This is a genomic window from Janthinobacterium sp. EB271-G4-3-2 (assembly GCF_020858035.1).
In the GTDB taxonomy this organism is placed as follows: Bacteria; Pseudomonadota; Gammaproteobacteria; order Burkholderiales; family Burkholderiaceae_D; genus Janthinobacterium; species Janthinobacterium aestuarii.
In genome coordinates, this window is sequence record NZ_JACYMG010000022.1 from 1 (window position 1) to 16,367 (window position 16,367).

Here is a 16,367-nt window from a genome sequence, read left to right on the forward strand (position 1 = left end):
CCAAGATGTTGACAGCGGTCGATACCGTTCGCAATACCACGAACGGCATGAGGGGAATAATACAAGGTCGGATTAGCACGCGAGGGCGTAATCCGACACCTCACCAACTTCACTCCCCGGGCCGGTACCTGCGCTCCAGGTGCTTCGCCACGTCCTCGGGATAAAACAGCACCTCCTTGAACTCGCCGCGCGCATACATGGCCGCTTGGTCCTTGAAATGCGGCGACGTCGGGTCGCCGCTCTGGCCACCGGCAAGGATGCTTTTCGCCTTGATGCGCGGACCGAATTCCACGGCCGCGACAAAGCTGTTGCCACGTTCGCCGTACATCCTGCGCGTGGTGCTCTTGCTGCTCTGGCCATACGCGGCCAGCGCGCCCCAGTTGCCCGACGCATAAGGAACGGGCAAGCTCGGCTGCGCATCGTCGAACGCCTGCACCACGTCGCCCGTCAGGCGCTGGAAGCGGTTGATCTCGCCCCATGGCGTTTGCCAGTTGCCGAAATCGCGCTGCAATTTATCCGCCGCCGTCGCCAGGGCAGCCAGCCGCTGCGCCGCCGTGACCTTGTCCGTCGCCAGAAAATCAACCACGGGCACGCCCTGCTCGCGCGCCTGCTTGCCAGCCAGTTCGGCCAGCTCCTGGCCCCAGAACACGGCCAAGGAAGTGGCCGTGGAGGTCAGCGAATAGCGCCAGTCCCAGGCGCGCAGCAAGGCCACCTTGTCGGCCAGCGCCAGCTGTTGCGCGTCGCCCGCCGGCAGCGCATCGTAGGCCGCGAACAGCGGCGGCAGCAAGGATTCGAACGCCGTCAGTTCGCTGTCGTAGGAAGCGGCGATCAGGCTGTCGAGCGTGAAATCGTTCTTGTTCTGGAAAACCTTGACGGCATGCAGGCCGCGCGCGTTTTCGCCATACACGGACATGTAGGCGGGATAGTCCTGCTGGCGCGGACTGTGGGCGCCGGCCGCCGAATACGGCCAGTTGTTCGTGTTCTGTATCCAGCCATTCTTCGGATTGAACAGGGTGATGGTTTGCGCCACCGTGTGCAGCCCTTTCCATTCCGTGGCCGGGTCGCTGCCGTCGACGGGCTGCTTCCAGTTGAAGCGCGGGTCGCGCACGGGGATGAAATTGCCATGAAAATAGGCGATATTGCCATCCGCATCCGCGTACACGGTATTGTTCGACGAATTCGTGCGCAGTTCCATCGTCGTGTAGAACGCCGCGTAATCGCGCGCCTTGGTGCGCGTGTACGATTGTGTCAAGGCCTTCAACGGTTCATTCATCAGGCGCACGGCCACCCACTTCCCATCCTGCGCGCGCACGATCGGGCCGTGGTGGCTGTAATAGACGGTGATGGTTGTCGAGCCCATGCCGCCGTTCGCGAGTTTATATGGCAAGGTAATCGGCACGGCTTTCAGGGGACGCAGGCCGCCGTCATAGCGGTAGAACCATGCGCCATCCTTGTCGACGATGCTTTCCAGGTATTCGTCGATGACGTCGCCGCCGCCCGAGGTGTGCATCCAGCCGAGGCGGTCGTTAAAACCCTGGTAGACGAAGAACTGGCCCCAGGTGACGGCGCCATATGCATTCAAGCCTTCGCCGCTGGTCACCTGCACTTCGGGGCGGAAGTAGAACGAGGTGTGCGGGTTGATCATCAAGAGCGCATGGCCGTTTTTGGTAATCGCGGGCGCGATGGCGAAACCGTTCGAGCCGCTCGGTTCGGGGTCCAATCCGGTCTCCACGCTGACCAGCGCCATGGTGGCGGGCTTGGCTTGCTGGCCGTAAAACGCTTCGAGCTGCGCCAGGTTGATCGATTCAATATCGCCGCCGATGCTGCCCTCGCTGAAACTGAGGACCATCCACGGCTCGAAATGCGCGATCAGCTTGGGTTTGACGTGCGGATGCGTGGCCAGGTAAAAATTCAAGCCATCGGCAAACGCATCCATCAACTTGCGCAGCCACGGCGAGCTGGCGCGGTACTGCGCCTGCAAGTCGGCCGGATCGATGAAGAGCTTCATGCGCAAGTCGCGGTACAGCTCCCGCTCGCCCTCCACTTCCGCCAAGCGCCCCATGGCGTTGATGTAATTGAGTTCCACGCGCGGGAAATCATCCTCGGCCTGCGCATACATCAGGCCAAAGACGGCATCCGCATCCGTCTTGCCCGTCACATGGGGCACGCCCCACGTGTCGCGCGCGATGCTGACATGGGCGGCTTGCGCCTGCCAGCGGGCCATGTCCGTGACAGAAACGGCGGGCGCCGCCAGCACGGGAGGAGCGGCGACGGCGCCGCAGGCGATGGCGACAAACAAGGCACGGCGAGCTGGCATGCACTACTCCAATATCAGGATGCGTCGATCAGGGTGGCGATACGCTGGTTCAACTCCACATTTTCCGCCTGTAGCTGCGCCACTTTCTGCTTCAAGCTGGCGATCTCGCCGCGCAGGCGCTCCGTTTCGGACGGCGCTTGCGCCGCGTTGTCCGCCCACGGCTCGTTGCCCGTCTCCGGCGTATCCTGCGACACGTGGGGCACCTTCGGCTCGCGCGGCGTGCGCGTGGCGGCGCGCTGTTCGCGGATTTCCTTGGCCGCCTGGCGTAGCAGTTTTTTACCACCGGCGACGGCCGCCACCTGCTCTTCGGGCGGCAGCGATGCCACGGTGGCCGCGGCATTGATGGAGATCGTTCCCGAACGGACGGCTTCCACCAGTTCGGGCGAAGCGGCTTTCTGGATCTTCTCGATCTGGCTGATCTGGTTGCTGCTCAATCTGGCCGCCTTGGCCACCTCTTCGCGCGTGCTCATGGGGGGCTTGGGCGCGTTTTCGCCATCGGGCGCATCCTGGGCGCTGACGGGCGCCGGGCTGCGCGCGGCGACGATTTCCTTCTTGCGCAGGGCCAGCACGCCGCGCTGGAAGTCCGACACGCTGCGGCGCGCCAGGTGATTGTCGATCATCCACAGCATGACGTCGTCAAGCGAGCTAAAGCTGGTGTTCTGGATGGTCTTGAATTCGATGCCGTGCTGGCGGCAGATGGCGTAGCGGTTATGCCCGTCGATCAGCACGTCGTTCCACAGCACCAGCGCATCGCGGCAGCCTTCGGCCAGCAGGCTGCGCTCGAGCGCCGCGTACTCGCTGGCGGTGAGCGGGTCGATATACGACTGCAGCACCTGATTGATAGTGATATTCATGGTTGTCCTCAATATTGCGGCGCGATGGTCCGCGCCGGCACGAATGCTACACCATCCGCCACCGCTGGCCGGGTAAAATCACGGCGGCCCAGCTCACTCCAAAACACAGAACATGAAAAGAAAGTACGCCACCGCGATCATTTTTGCCGTCGCCGCCATCGGCTTCACCTGGGTCAGCCCCTACATCGCCATGTACCGCATCAGCATCGCGGCAAAATCCGTGCGCCTGGAAACCCTGGCGCAGCAGGCCGACCTGCCTGCGATCCGCGCCAGCGTGGCGCGCCAGCTGCGCGCGGGCGGCGAGACGGCCAATGACGATGATTTCAAGGAAATGCTCGACACCATCGTCTCGCCGCCCGGCATCACGGTATTGATCCTGCACGGCAAGCAGGGGGCGGACGGCAAGCGCCACGACTTCGGCATGGTATACCGCTCGTGGAATGAAGTGGTGCTGCGGCGCAGCGGCGCCGCCCCCGCGGCCAGCCAGTTTCTGCTGCGCCGCCATGGCATCTGGGACTGGAAACTGGCGGACATTACCTTGCCGCCGGAATTACTCTGACGAAACTTGATCTAAAACAACACTTACCTAAACCGTCATATTGATTTTGGGAAATATTATGTAGAATGCCAACACTTCAGGCGCACCGGGTCGCCAGGGATCCGAGAGATCGCAGATGAAAAGAATGATGCTTCTCGCTGTAGCGGTACTGGTCGCGCTGGCCGGCGTCTTCTATGGCAGTCCGTATTTCACCATGGACAAGATCCGCGCGGCAACCATGGACGAGGATAGCCAGGCCCTGGCTGCGCAGATCGACCTGCCACAGTTGCGCGGCAGTCTCGGGCAGCAACTGCATGCCCTGTTCTCGGCGCCGGAAGTGGCTGACGACATCAGTCCCGACGTCATCGATCCCTTGCTCGACACGATGCTGATGCCCGAAGGCATCGTCGCCTTGATGAAGCTCAATGACCGCTACGAAAAGCCACTCGCCAAGGTCAGCGACATCAGCGGCCGCAAGCGCAACACCAAACCCGACTACAAACTGCGCTACACATCCTGGAACAGCGTCGTCGTGCAGCGTGCCCACAGCAAAAGCCATATCGGCGAACTGACCCTGACCCGCGACGGCCTGTGGAGCTGGAAACTCACGTCGGTGGCGCTGCCCAAGAATCTGCTGGCCGACGCGTAAAACGGCCGCGCACTGCTATCATCTGCCCAACCACATTTCTTTGGAGGCAGCATGTCAGACTTGGTACAACACGCCCTGACCCACGCAGGCAAACCAGCCACCACGCCGTGGGTGGTGACCTTGATCAACGGTGAAAAACTCACCGGACCCATTTCTCCGCTCAGCGACGGCTGCTACGCCATCGGCCTGGGACAAATCAAGTATTTTTCCAGCGACAAGGTCGCCTGCCTGAATGTATCGGGCGCCGGCGCGTTTCCCATCTGATGACGGGGCCGGAGGGGCCGGACGCCACGGATCTGGCGGCACATCTGCAGGCGCTGGAAGCGGCGCTGCAAAGCCATGCCGTGCGCGCCGACGGCGCCAGGCTGGCGGCACTGCTGGCCGACGAGTTCGTCGAATTCGGCAGCTCGGGCACGCTGTGGACGCGCGCGGTGACCCTGGCGGACTTGCCGGCGGAAGACTTTTGCCCGCGCAGCATCAGCGATTTCCAGGCCCGTTTGCTGGCCGACGACGTTGCCTTCGTTACCTACCGCTCGCAGCGGCACGCCAACGGCGCCCTGCCCGCCAGCGCCAGCTTGCGCAGTTCGCTATGGAAGTGGCGCGATGGCCGCTGGCAGATGACCTTTCATCAAGGTACGCCGATACCTGTCTGAACAAGTATCCCATGTCGAAAAGTTGTTTTTTGACACGCAAAATCTCATTGATTTACTGAATTTTTTGTGCAACAATGAATTTAATAAATAAAACAAATAAATTATTGAAATCGGTTTTTTGAATTAATTTGATCCTCACACCACGAATCCGTGTTCGGGATAGAGAAGCACTGCGTAGGATACGCGACCCGTCGCCAGGCAAGCGCCTGCCACTGGTCTCACGCAAGCACCCTTTCTAATCGTCACCACGTATTTCGGGAGAGACATCATGGATAAGTTCACTGTTCGCACCCAGCTCACTTTGGCTTTCGGCCTGCTGGTCTTTTTTCTCATCGGCATTTCGATCCTGTCCGTGAAGAGTCTTTCCAACTTCAACGCCAGCTTTGACCAGTATGTCAACGGCATCACCGCCCGGTCCAATACGGCGCACCGCGTGCGTGACGCGATCGACATGCGTGCCGTGGCAGCGAGGAACCTGGTGCTCGTCACCAAGCCGGAAGACCTGGAAGCCGAACGCAAGCAGGTGCTGCAGGCACATGCCGACGTCGTCAAGAACATGCAACATCTGCTGCAGCTGGCACAGCAGCCGGAAGTATCGGACGAGGTGCGCGCCGCCATCAACAAGATCGACGGCATCGAAAAACGCTATTCTCCCGTGGCGCTGTCCATCGTGGAGCTGGCGCTGCAAAAGAAAACCGACCAGGCCATCGCCAAGATGAACGAGGAATGCCGTCCGCTGCTGGCCGCCCTCGTCGCCGCCAGCGATGAGTATTTCACCCTGACGGACCAGCGCTCCGCCGCCATCCTGAAAGAAGATAACGAGGGCTACATTCTCAACAAGAATATCCTCATCGGCGCCAGCCTGCTGTCCATCGTGCTGGCGGGCCTGGCTGGCTGGCTCATCACGCGTCACTTGCTCAAGGCACTGGGCGCCGAACCGAAGCAGCTGTGCGAAGCCGTCAGCCTGCTCGCCGGCGGCGATCTGACAGGCAAACTCAGCGTTGCACCGCACGATACCGTCAGCGTGCTGTCAGCCCTGCAGCGCATGCAGGAGTCGCTGACCACGGTAGTGTCCTCCGTGCGCCAGGATTCCGACACCGTCTCCCTTGCCGCCGCGGAGATTTCCAGCGGCAACAGCGATCTGTCGCTGCGCACGGAACAGCAAGCCAGTTCATTGGAAGAAACCGCTTCCTCGATGGAAGAACTCACCAGCACCGTGCGCAAGAATGCGGAAAATGCCCGCGAAGCCAATGTGCTGGCCACCACCGCATCGGACGTCGCCAGCAAGGGCGGCGCCGTGGTGGGACAAGTGATGGGCACCATGGATCTGATCAGCGAATCGTCGCGCAAGATTGTCGACATCATCAGCGTCATTGACGGCATCGCCTTCCAGACCAATATCCTGGCCCTGAATGCCGCCGTGGAAGCGGCGCGAGCCGGCGAACAGGGCCGCGGCTTCGCCGTCGTGGCCACCGAAGTGCGCGGCCTGGCCCAGCGCAGCGCCAGCGCGGCCAAGGAAATCAAGGCGCTGATCGACGACTCCGTGAGCCGCGTCGATGCCGGTTCCAAGCTGGCGGCGCAGGCGGGTACGACGATGTCCGAGGTGGTCGCCAGCGTCGCCCGCGTCAGCAACATCATCGCTGAAATCACGGTGGCCAGCCAGGAACAGTCCGCCGGCATCGAGCAGATCAACCAGGCGGTGACCCAGATGGATGGCGTCACGCAGCAAAACGCGGCACTGGTGGAAGAAGCAGCGGCGGCGGCCGAATCGCTGCGCGAGCAAGCCAGCCACCTGGTGGAAACCGTGAGCATCTTCAAGACGCATGACAGCCATGTGGCGGCACCCACGCCAGCGCCGGCACGCGCCAGCCACAAGCCGCTGCGCCTGGTACCGGCTGCGGCCAGCAGCACCGTCAAGCGCCAGGCCGCGCCGGCAAAACCCCGTGCGGCGCAAGCGGAAGCCGTGACGGCAGGCGATTGGGAAGAGTTTTAAGCAGATAGACGCATGCGGCCACGCATGCCCCGCTTCACACGCACAGGGGAGAGCCGCAGCCGGCCTCCCCTGTCGCGTTGCAGCAACACGCCCCTCACATAAAAATCCGCGGCAACTGTTGTATTTCTGCTGCCCCGGATTCCGCTACTACGCCGAAATGGCGCACGCTTTTTGCGCAGCCGCAGGAAACCTCATCGTCCTGTCCAGCCTCTTTTGCTCCCGCGCAGGCCTGCCGGCACCCTACTATGCACCCGCCAGATATTGACGACAAATACGATTTTATTCGCGTATTAATTCGAAACGGATATGAATAGCCGTCGCTGGAAAATGGCATGAATACCAAAACTTTCCGTGCTAGCATGATTTTTCGTCAGCTGGCCAGCGCCAGCTTGCATGCCCTCAACAACCTTGACCGACAGGAGCCGTTTCATGATGACACCGCATGCCAGCACAGTACGCCACACCCTGATTGCCCTGGCAATCACTGCCGCCTTTCCCCTGCAGGCGATGGCGCAGGCACAGGACAGCATCCCGGCGCCTGCCGCCGACGCGCCTGCCGCTCCGGCGGCACAGGCCGGTCCTGGCCAGCTGGAAACGGTGATCGTGACGGCGCAGCGGCGCGCGGAAAACATCAAGGACGTACCGATGTCCATCGCCACCCTGAAGGGCGACAAGCTCGACACCCTGACGGCCGGCGGCGCCGACATCCGCTTCCTCAACAGCCGCTCACCCAGCGTCTCGGTCGAATCGGATTACGGCCGCACCTTCCCCCGCTTCTACATTCGCGGCCTGGGCAATACCGACTTCGACCTGAACGCCTCGCAACCGGTAGGCCTGGTGATGGATGACGTGGTGCAGGAAAACGCCATGCTGAAAGGCTTTCCCGTCTTCGACGTCGACCAGGTCGAGGTGCTGCGCGGCCCGCAAGGCACCTTGTTCGGCCGCAACTCGCCGGCCGGCGTAATCAAGTTCGATTCCGCCAAGCCCGTCTTCAAGACGGAGGGCTACCTGAGCGGCGGCTTCGGCAAGGATGGCATGAAGAACCTGGAAGGCGCCTTCAACGTACCCGTCAGCGACACCGTGGCCCTGCGCTTTTCCGGCCAGACCCAGCGCCGCGACGACCGCGTGCACAACCCGCGCCCCACCGGCACGCGCGACTTCGAAGGCTATGAAGACAGCGCCGCCCGCCTGCAGGTACTGGTCAAGCCCACGCGCGACTTCAGCGCCCTGTTCAACGTGCACGCGCGCAACCTCGACGGCACGGCCACCTTGTTCCGCGCCAACATCCTGAAACAGGGCACCAACGACCTGGTCGACGGCTTTGATTACGATAACTACCCGACCGACGGCATCAACCGCCAGCACCTGAAAACCAAGGGCGGCAGCATGCGCCTGAAATGGGACTTGCCCGGCGTCACCCTGCATTCGATCACCGGCTACGAAAAACTCGATTTCTTCAGCCGTGCCGACGTCGACGGCGGCTATGGCGCCGTGTACGCGCCGCCGATGGGCCCCGGTTTCATCCCCTTCGTCGTGGAAACTGCCGACGTGATCCCCAACCACAAGCAGATTTCGCAGGAATTCCGCGCCGAGTCGTCTGCCCGCGGCCCGCTGCAATGGATAGCCGGCCTGTTCTACTTCAAGGAAGATATCCAGATCGACAGCATCAGCTTTGACAGCCTGGCGCCCGGCAATCCGCAAAGCCCGAACTACGCGACGCAAAACCAGAGCTCGAAGTCGTATGCGGCCTTCGGCTCGCTCAACTACACGGTGTCGGACGCCCTGAAACTGCGCGCCGGCCTGCGCTACACGACCGACAAGAAGGATTTCTCGGCCAAGCGCGTGGAAGCGACCACGGCCGGCCCCTTCAACCTGAACGACACGTCGCACAACATCAGCTGGGACTTGAGCGGCACCTATGTGCTCACGCCGGCGACGAATGCCTACGCGCGCATCGCCACCGGCTACCGCGCGCCATCGATGCAGGGGCGCCTGAACGGCCTGGCCGACCGCCCTTCGTTTGCGGGGGCCGAGAAAGCGCTGTCCGTCGAGGCGGGCATCAAGCAAGATCTGTTCGACAAGCGCGCGCGCCTGAGCCTGGCCGTGTTCCAGTACCGGGTCAAGGACAAGCAACTGACGGCCGGCAGCGGCGCTGTCAACATGAACCAGCTGCTCAACGCCGACAAAGCCACGGGCCGTGGCGTGGAACTCGATTTCCAGGCTAACCTCAGCGATTCGCTCAGCATGACCCTGGGCGGCAGCTACAACCACACGGAAATACAGGACAAGAAGCTGTTCGTGCAAAGCTGCGGCAACGCGCAAAACAACCCGGCCAGCGGCTGCACCGTCACCGACCCGGTGGGCCCGTTCAAGGGCACGGCCTACATCGACGGCAACCCGCTGCCGCGCGCGCCGGAATGGCAAACCAACTTCACCTTGAAATACAGCATTCCCCTGGCCAATGGCGAGTTCTACGCCTACACGGACTGGGCCTACCGCACCAGCTATAACTTCTTCCTGTATGAAGCGAAGGAATACAAGGCCAAGGAACTGCTCGAAGGCGGCTTGCGCGTCGGCTACAAATGGGACAAATACGAACTCTCCGCGTATGGCCGCAACATCACCAACCAGGTCCAGTCGCTGGGCGCGATCGATTTCGATAACTTGACAGGCATCGTCAACGAACCACGCACGTATGGGGTGCAGTTCAAGGCGACGTTCTGACGGCGGGTAGACAAAACCGCGCTGTCCGGCGCAAACCGGACAGCATGGCTCAGGCACAAGATGGCGTGATGCACATCACCTGTGCTAGAATCTCGCCGCGCTGCCCGGATGGTGAAACTGGTAGACACTGGAGACTTAAAATCTCCCGCCTGTAAGGGCGTGCCGGTTCGATTCCGGCTCCGGGCACCAAGAACTCAGCCGTAAAAATCCAAGAACGTCCACAAACCCGCCTCCGTCATAGGAGAGCGGGTTTTTTGTTGTCCATCCGCGTCCATCGGCGTACATTAAAAGTGATGAACTTTGTTGGTACTTTTTGCTGGATTTAGGATTTTCTCTAAAAAAATACCATCAGGGAGTGCGCCATGCCACTGTCCGATCTGCTTATCCGCCATGCCGTCTACAAGGGCACGCCCAGCGGCGACAAGTATCCCGACCTGTACGGCATGTACCTGCTGGTCACCCGTACCGGCAAGTACTGGCGGTTGAATTACCGCCATGCAGGCAAGCAAAAAACACTGGCCCTGGGCGTCTACCCCCGCGTGAGCCTGGCCCAGGCGCGGCGCAAGGCCGAAGATGCGCGCAAGGCGCTGGCCGAAGGGATCGATCCGAACGCCGTCAAGCGCGCGCAGAAGGCCGAGCAGCGCAGCGCCGCCTTGAATACCTTCGACAAGCTGGCGCGCCAGTGGCTGCTCACCATCCAGCGCAACGGCAGCGCCAATACGCAAAAGAAAGTCGGCAACTGGCTCGAAGGCGACGTTATCCCCTACCTGGGCAAGATGCCGCTCAACACCATCCGCCCGCGCGACGTGCTGCGCGTGGTACAGCGCGTCGAGGCGCGCGGCGCGATCGATTCGGCGCACCGCATCAAGCAGCTGTGCGGCCAGGTGCTGCGCTTCGGCGTGGCGATGGACCTCGTCGAGCGCGACGTCACGGCGGACCTGAAAGGCGCATTGACGCCGGTGCCAAGAACGCACTACCCGGCACTGACGGAACCGGGCGATGTCGCGCCGCTGCTGCGAGCCATTTATGGCTACCAGGGCCACGCCACGGCGGTGGCGGCGCTGAAACTGGCACCCATGCTGTTCGTGCGTCCCGGCGAACTGCGCGCCGCCGAATGGAGCGAAATCCATCTCGATGCCGCCGAGTGGCGCATCCCGGCCAGGAAAATGAAAATGCAGCTCGAACACCTGGTGCCGCTGCCGACACAGGCCGTGGCGATCCTGCGCGCGCTGCAGCCTGTCACCGGCGAAGGCCGCTACGTATTTCCCGGCCTGCGCGGCGGCCAGCGCTGCATGAGCGAAAACACCATCAACGCGGCGCTGCGGTCCCTCGGCTATGCCAAGGAAGTCATGACCGGCCACGGTTTCCGCGCCATGGCCCGCACCATCCTCGACGAAGTGCTGCAGGAGCGCGTGGACCTGATCGAGCACCAGCTGGCGCACAGCGTCATCGATCCGAACGGGCGCGCCTACAACCGCACGGCGCACCTGCCTGCGCGCCGCGTCATGATGCAGCGCTGGGCCGACTATCTCGACGCCCTGCGCGACGGCGTCGCCACGCCGCCAGCCTGACGCCGACGCCCGCCTGGAGAAAGAAAACCAGCGGCGGCGCTGGCAGGAACAGGTGCGGCGATACGCATGCCTGTCGCCTGCGCGCCACGATGGGCGACACGGTGTGCGTCCACCCGCATCCGCCGTCGTCCTGTTTCGCGACAGCGCCCGCGCTGTTTGATATCGCGTAAGGAAAGCGGCGGGCACGCGGCTACATTCAAAGGCGGGGAGCCGCGGGCGCGTGGACTGGCGAGGAGCAAGCCATGTTTTCGCTTCGCTCAAACCGGCTTGCCCTGCGGGGCCATCCTCGCTGCGCTCGCCCACCACGCCAGGAGCATCGATGCACGCCGAGACCACGCCACGCAAGCGACAAGGCGGCCGCCCGAAAGGCGACCCGGCCGCCGTGCGTGGCGCCACCATCGGCGTGCGCGTGTCGGCCGCCGAACATGCGGCACTGCTGGAACGCGCCGCCCGCATGCAGATGCGTCCCGCGCAATGGCTGCGCGCCGCAGCGCTGGCGCGCACCTTGCCCCCGCCGCCCGTCGCCGCCATCAACCGCGAACACTACGTGGAACTGGCCCGCCTGGCGTCCAACCTGAATCAGTTGACCCATCTCGCCAACGAAGGCGGCCGCGTCGCCGTGGCCGACGCCCTGCTGCAGCGGCTGATCGCGGAAACGCGCCGCCTGCGGCTGGCACTGCTGGGCGTGAAGGAGCAGGACGATGATCGCTAAGGCCATCAAGGGACGCGGCTTTCGCGGCGTGCTGGCGTATGACCTGGGCAAGGAGCAGGCGCGCGTGATCGACACCAACATGACCGGCCGCACGCCGCGCGAACTGGCGCAGGAATTCGGCGCCGTGCGCAAGCTGCGCCCTGGCCTGGGCAAGGCGGTGCTGCACGTGTCGCTGTCGGCCGCGCCGGGAGAGCAGCTGTCCGACGCCCAGTGGACGCAGATCGCGGGCCGCTATCTGGCGGGCATGGGCCTGGACGACAACCAGTACCTGCTGACGCGCCATGCCGACACCCGGCATGAACACGTGCACCTGCTGGTCAATCGCGTGCGCTGCGATGGCGGCGTTGCCAGCGACAGCCACGACTACCGGCGCCAGGAAGTCATCATGCGCGCGGTCGAACGCGACTTCGGCCTGCAGCAGCTGCGCCCCTCCGTCGAGGCGCCGCACCGCGCGGCGAGCCGGGGCGAGATCGAGGCGGGCCTGCGCACCGGCATCGCCTCGACGCGGCAGCGCCTGCAGCAGCTGTGCGATGCCGCCATTACCGGCTGCGGCAGTTTCACCGCTTTCATGCAGCGCCTGGCAGCGGCGGGCGTGGCCCTGGTGCCGGTGACGCAGCGCAATGACAGCACCCTGGCGGGCCTGTCCTACCGCCTCGATGGCGTGCTGATGAAGGGTAGCGACCTGGGACGCGGATACAGTCCCATGGGATTGGCGAAACGAGGAGTCCACTATGACAAAGAGCGAGACCTTGCGGCAGTTGGCCACTGCCGAGAATACGGCGCAGCTGGACGCGCTGGCGTGCAGGATGGCGCAGCTGCACCAGGCCAGGCTGGCCAGCGCCGAGGAGCTGGCGGCGCTTCTGGAGCCGCTAGCGCAGGCGATGGCGGCCCTGACGGACGAGGCGCGCCAGACGATGCAGCAGCTGGGCCTCGACGGCACGCGCCAGGGCGAGCAGTTCCGGCGCCAGATCGAGGCGGCGACGAGCGCCTGGCGCAGCGCGGAACAGGCGGCGCGCGAGAGCGCCCAGACAATCGACTGCAGCAGCCGTACGCTGTCGCAGCGCCAGTACCTGCTGGCGGCGCTGGTGGGCATGATGACGGGGCTGCTCGCCAGCGCATTGTGGCTCTGTCTGGCACCTGCCCCCAGGCTGCAGAACGTGCTGGACGCGTAGCAGCTGGCCGCGCTGATACGCCCCGCGACCGCAGCCTGGAAGCCGTGCGCGGGCAAATGACGGCACTGGGCTGCGCGCAGTTCATCGTCAGGCTGGTGCAGGCAAGGGACGGCAAGCAAGAGACGCGGCAGTGGAGCGGGCTGGAACTGCTGCGCAGCCTGGCCTGGCTCAAGCGCATGAATGCGCGCGGATACGACGTCACCGTGCGGCCCGCAGGCCCGCATGGCCTGGTGCTGCTCGACGGCTTGCAACAGGCCGATGTGCAGCGCCTCGACGCGCGCGGCTGGCAGAGCGCCGCCGTAGTGGAGGTGCAGCATGGCCGCTTCCAGGCCTGGATCAAACTGTCCGTGCACCCAGTCACCGACGCCTTGCGCGGCCAGGCGACATCCTGCCTGGCGGCCGAGCTTTGCCGCAGCGGCAGCGCCATCACGGTTGCCGAATTTGGCGCGCTGCCCGGATTGACCTGCCACGCACCGCGCATGGCCGAAGGGCCAGCGGCACGCTATGCGCTGCTGCAGGCATCGAGCGGAGCAGTGGCCGCCGCCGCAGCGCCCTGCCTGGAGCGCATGGCGCACCTGCCGGACCCGCCGCTACCGCCCAGGCTGTCCATGCCGCAGGGCGCTGTCCGGAAACGCTCGAGCGGGCGCGCCAGATAACCGGCCAGGTGCTGGCGACCTTAGCAGCAGCTTTACCGGTTGTATTTCGGCATGGTGGCGAACGTTTGGTGTATAGGAAAGCTTTTGCACGGGCGTGATAGTGCGTGTAGTTTTCCGTTCGGCAATTTGCTATTCTCAGGGGCGGCTATCGGCTGCGGATTCAACCGGTCAACGACGGCAACCGGCCAGCAGCGGATGCCCAACTCGCGACTTAAAGGAACTAAGTGGCCTATCATCTGATGATATTTAAACAGTCTACAGCGATTGAGCCAACCATCAATCTGTACTTGGGTTCCGCTCAGACCGTGTATCTCTATTGGGAAGCCGCTAGCTTCGATATCGGGCTGCCAACGATTAGTACAATTACAGAACGAGCTGATTCTGAGGCGGGATTCTGCCTTTCGGGTGCCACGCTTACTGCTTTTAAGGTGGAGTTGGAGATGCTATACAAACACTGGAATACATCACACAAAGGCCACGAATTGCCGCCTACGCATTGTGAACTGATGCGTGCAGTGATTTTAGCATTGGACGATGAGTCGTTTGACAACGCAACGCTGATGATTGCATAGCTCGCTGGTAGGATTTGAGAGTCCACTTTGGGGCGTAACCTGCCAACGACGGCAACCGGCCAAAACCGGACGCTCAAAATCCACCTCTAGTTAAGAAAATCGGATAAAAAATTGATGAACCGCCTGGAACTCAAGTCACCGCATGAAGGTTCGTTGTTGACTTTCACTATTACAAACAAGTTTGAAGAAGGCATTGATTTTAATGTGCGGGTTGACACACCTTTCTTCTCAGGCACTGCTCCATCATCGACATTCATGGCGGCTCCGCTTTCAGCGTGGTTTCAAGATATGGCCGATGACTGGAAAGGCTGGAAAGGCGAAAAGAAGTGGGGAGACCTCGAGAATCGTGTTCTGTTAACTGCGACCAGCGACTCAACGGGCCACATAAAAATGAAAGTGACCTTGACGGGGCAGGACTATGATTCTGAGCTGCGCGTGAATATCATGTTTGAGGCAGGGCAGCTAGAAGGTGTGGCGCGCGATGTTGCCTTTTTTTCTCATAGTCTAGTATCGGCCAGAAGCCGACATTGGCGAGCGCAAGACACATTGCAAGACTAGTGCAAATAAGGCAAACTTAGTAAATCTTTGCGCTTCATGTTTATTTGCTTCAATTGGTTGCCACGCGAACGTCCCTTCTATCCAATCCCGTGGAACCCGATGAAGAAAATACTGCTGTCCATTGCACTACTGTTCTTTTCCTGTACCGGCAACACACAAGAACCTCGTCCTTTGACGATCGGTTTTACCCAAACGATTCCCTCCGCCATCCTGAAGGCCGAGCGCACGATATGGGTTCATCTACCCGAAGGCTACAAGGCCGATGGCGCCGAACGTTATCCGGTGATTTATGTGCTGGATGGGAAGGATCAATTTCAAGCACTGGTGGCAGTGATCGAACACCTGAGCGGCGAAAACCTGATGCCCAAGATGATTGTCGTTGGCATCCTGCAGGACGACAGGCTGGCGGAGCTTACCTTCGGCAAGGATATGGAATTTCCGGACTCCGAAGGCAAGGGGGAGCAATTTCTCGACTATATAGAGAAAGAGCTGATCCCCCATATTGACGCCAAGTTCCGTAGTGCACCGTATCGCATATTTGTCGGGCACTCCGTGGGCGGTTTGACTGTAGTGCATACTCTGGTGCATCGTCCGCAGCTGTTTAACAGCTATATCTCGCTGGAAGGCGCGCTCTGGTGGAACAAACATAATGTTGTTAAAGAGGCAAAAAATGTGCTGAGCCAGCCGTCCTACGAAGGCAAGACCCTGTTCATTGCCATGGCCAATCATCTGGAAACCAAACCCAGTCTCCAGCAGGTGCGCAAGGATAAAAGCAGCGACACCGAGCTGATTCGGGCCAATCTCGAACTGATCGATGATTTTGCCAAACACAAAGGTACGGCTTTGCGCCTGGGGCAACAGTATTATCCGGACGATTCACACAGTTCCCTGACGCTACAGGCGGAGTATGATGCATTGCGATTCATTTTCGATAACTACCGCTTGAAATTCTATAGAAGCCAGGTAGACAATCCTGGCTTTGACGTGGTACAGCGCCACACCGCGCATTATCAGGCGCTGGCGAAAAAGATGGGCTATCGCATCCAGCCGAACAGTGCTGAGCTGGTCAAGAACGGATATGCTTTCTTGAATCGCAAACAATATGAGCGAGCCGCCTACTTTTTCCAGCAGCTGGAGCAATACTATCCGAATGATCCCAATACCTATGACTGCCTGGGCGATCTATATTCCGCCATGGGAGACAAGCCAAAAGCCGTTGAAAGCTACAGGAAAGGGCTGAGCCTGGGTGACATGAAGGAAACTCGGGACAAGCTCGGCGCGCTGCTGAGCGGGAAATAATCGTTTGAGGCGGCATGACCCCTGTAGTGGTTTAATGTACCCGGACACTGATTTAGGCGAGAATGCTCGCCATGGAGAGGTGTTTGATGAGCAAGCAAA

The 16,367-nt window shown here is 61.7% G+C and carries 14 protein-coding genes, 1 tRNA gene and 1 pseudogene; 14 read left to right on the top strand and 2 right to left on the bottom strand.

Annotation, left to right across the window (positions count from 1 at the left end; all coding sequences use genetic code 11):
• Window positions 1–109 precede the first annotated feature (109 nt).
• Both IGS55_RS27540 and IGS55_RS27545 read right to left on the bottom strand, forming a co-directional pair.
• Window positions 110–2,317, bottom strand: coding sequence for an acylase (locus IGS55_RS27540; protein WP_230519520.1), 2,208 nt, complete (start codon window positions 2,315–2,317; stop codon window positions 110–112).
• Between the two features lie 14 nt (window positions 2,318–2,331).
• Window positions 2,332–3,171, bottom strand: a complete 840-nt coding sequence (locus tag IGS55_RS27545; RefSeq protein WP_230519519.1) for a hypothetical protein — start codon at window positions 3,169–3,171, stop codon at window positions 2,332–2,334.
• A 112-nt stretch (window positions 3,172–3,283) separates the two neighbouring features.
• Here IGS55_RS27545 and IGS55_RS27550 point away from each other — a divergent pair, with 112 nt between their 5' ends.
• The 14 genes and pseudogenes from IGS55_RS27550 (at window position 3,284) to IGS55_RS27610 (ending at window position 16,268) form a co-directional block, all read left to right on the top strand.
• A complete protein-coding gene (locus tag IGS55_RS27550; protein WP_230519518.1) occupies window positions 3,284–3,730 on the top strand; it encodes a DUF2939 domain-containing protein in 447 nt (148 codons plus the stop codon).
• A 124-nt stretch (window positions 3,731–3,854) separates the two neighbouring features.
• Window positions 3,855–4,358 carry a DUF2939 domain-containing protein gene (locus IGS55_RS27555; protein ID WP_230519517.1) on the top strand — a complete coding sequence of 168 codons (504 nt, stop codon included), beginning with the start codon at window positions 3,855–3,857 and terminating at the stop codon, window positions 4,356–4,358.
• 51 nt (window positions 4,359–4,409) lie between these two features.
• On the top strand, window positions 4,410–4,622 hold the full coding sequence (locus tag IGS55_RS27560; RefSeq protein WP_034755154.1) for a hypothetical protein: 213 nt from the start codon (window positions 4,410–4,412) through the stop codon (window positions 4,620–4,622).
• Window positions 4,622–5,011: a nuclear transport factor 2 family protein gene (locus IGS55_RS27565; RefSeq protein ID WP_230519516.1), complete on the top strand. Its 390-nt coding sequence runs from the start codon at window positions 4,622–4,624 to the stop codon at window positions 5,009–5,011. Before IGS55_RS27560 ends, IGS55_RS27565 begins: the two co-directional genes overlap by 1 nt.
• A gap of 268 nt (window positions 5,012–5,279) precedes the next feature.
• On the top strand, window positions 5,280–7,004 hold the full coding sequence (locus IGS55_RS27570; RefSeq protein ID WP_230519515.1) for a methyl-accepting chemotaxis protein: 1,725 nt from the start codon (window positions 5,280–5,282) through the stop codon (window positions 7,002–7,004).
• 429 nt (window positions 7,005–7,433) lie between these two features.
• Window positions 7,434–9,728: a TonB-dependent receptor gene (locus IGS55_RS27575; RefSeq protein WP_442908223.1), complete on the top strand. Its 2,295-nt coding sequence runs from the start codon at window positions 7,434–7,436 to the stop codon at window positions 9,726–9,728.
• A gap of 102 nt (window positions 9,729–9,830) precedes the next feature.
• A tRNA-Leu gene (locus IGS55_RS27580) sits at window positions 9,831–9,917 on the top strand.
• Window positions 9,918–10,090: 173 nt separating this feature from the next.
• Window positions 10,091–11,299, top strand: coding sequence for a tyrosine-type recombinase/integrase (locus IGS55_RS27585; protein WP_230519514.1), 1,209 nt, complete (start codon window positions 10,091–10,093; stop codon window positions 11,297–11,299).
• 319 nt (window positions 11,300–11,618) lie between these two features.
• The gene (locus IGS55_RS27590; protein ID WP_071075382.1) at window positions 11,619–12,011 is read left to right on the top strand and encodes a plasmid mobilization protein; all 393 of its coding nucleotides are present in this window, start codon (window positions 11,619–11,621) and stop codon (window positions 12,009–12,011) included.
• Window positions 12,001–12,414, top strand: a pseudogene (locus tag IGS55_RS28055) (relaxase/mobilization nuclease domain-containing protein); the annotation flags it as partial. The gene IGS55_RS27590 and the pseudogene IGS55_RS28055, both read left to right, overlap by 11 nt.
• Window positions 12,415–12,892: 478 nt before the next feature.
• Complete coding sequence (locus IGS55_RS28060; protein ID WP_442908224.1) at window positions 12,893–13,183, top strand: hypothetical protein; 291 nt, start codon at window positions 12,893–12,895, stop codon at window positions 13,181–13,183.
• A gap of 880 nt (window positions 13,184–14,063) precedes the next feature.
• Window positions 14,064–14,411, top strand: a complete 348-nt coding sequence (locus IGS55_RS27600) for a hypothetical protein (RefSeq protein ID WP_230503471.1) — start codon at window positions 14,064–14,066, stop codon at window positions 14,409–14,411.
• A 114-nt stretch (window positions 14,412–14,525) separates the two neighbouring features.
• On the top strand, window positions 14,526–14,969 hold the full coding sequence (locus IGS55_RS27605; protein ID WP_230519512.1) for a DUF6228 family protein: 444 nt from the start codon (window positions 14,526–14,528) through the stop codon (window positions 14,967–14,969).
• Between the two features lie 99 nt (window positions 14,970–15,068).
• Window positions 15,069–16,268, top strand: coding sequence for an alpha/beta hydrolase-fold protein (locus IGS55_RS27610; RefSeq protein ID WP_230519511.1), 1,200 nt, complete (start codon window positions 15,069–15,071; stop codon window positions 16,266–16,268).
• The last annotated feature ends 99 nt before the right edge of the window (window positions 16,269–16,367 follow it).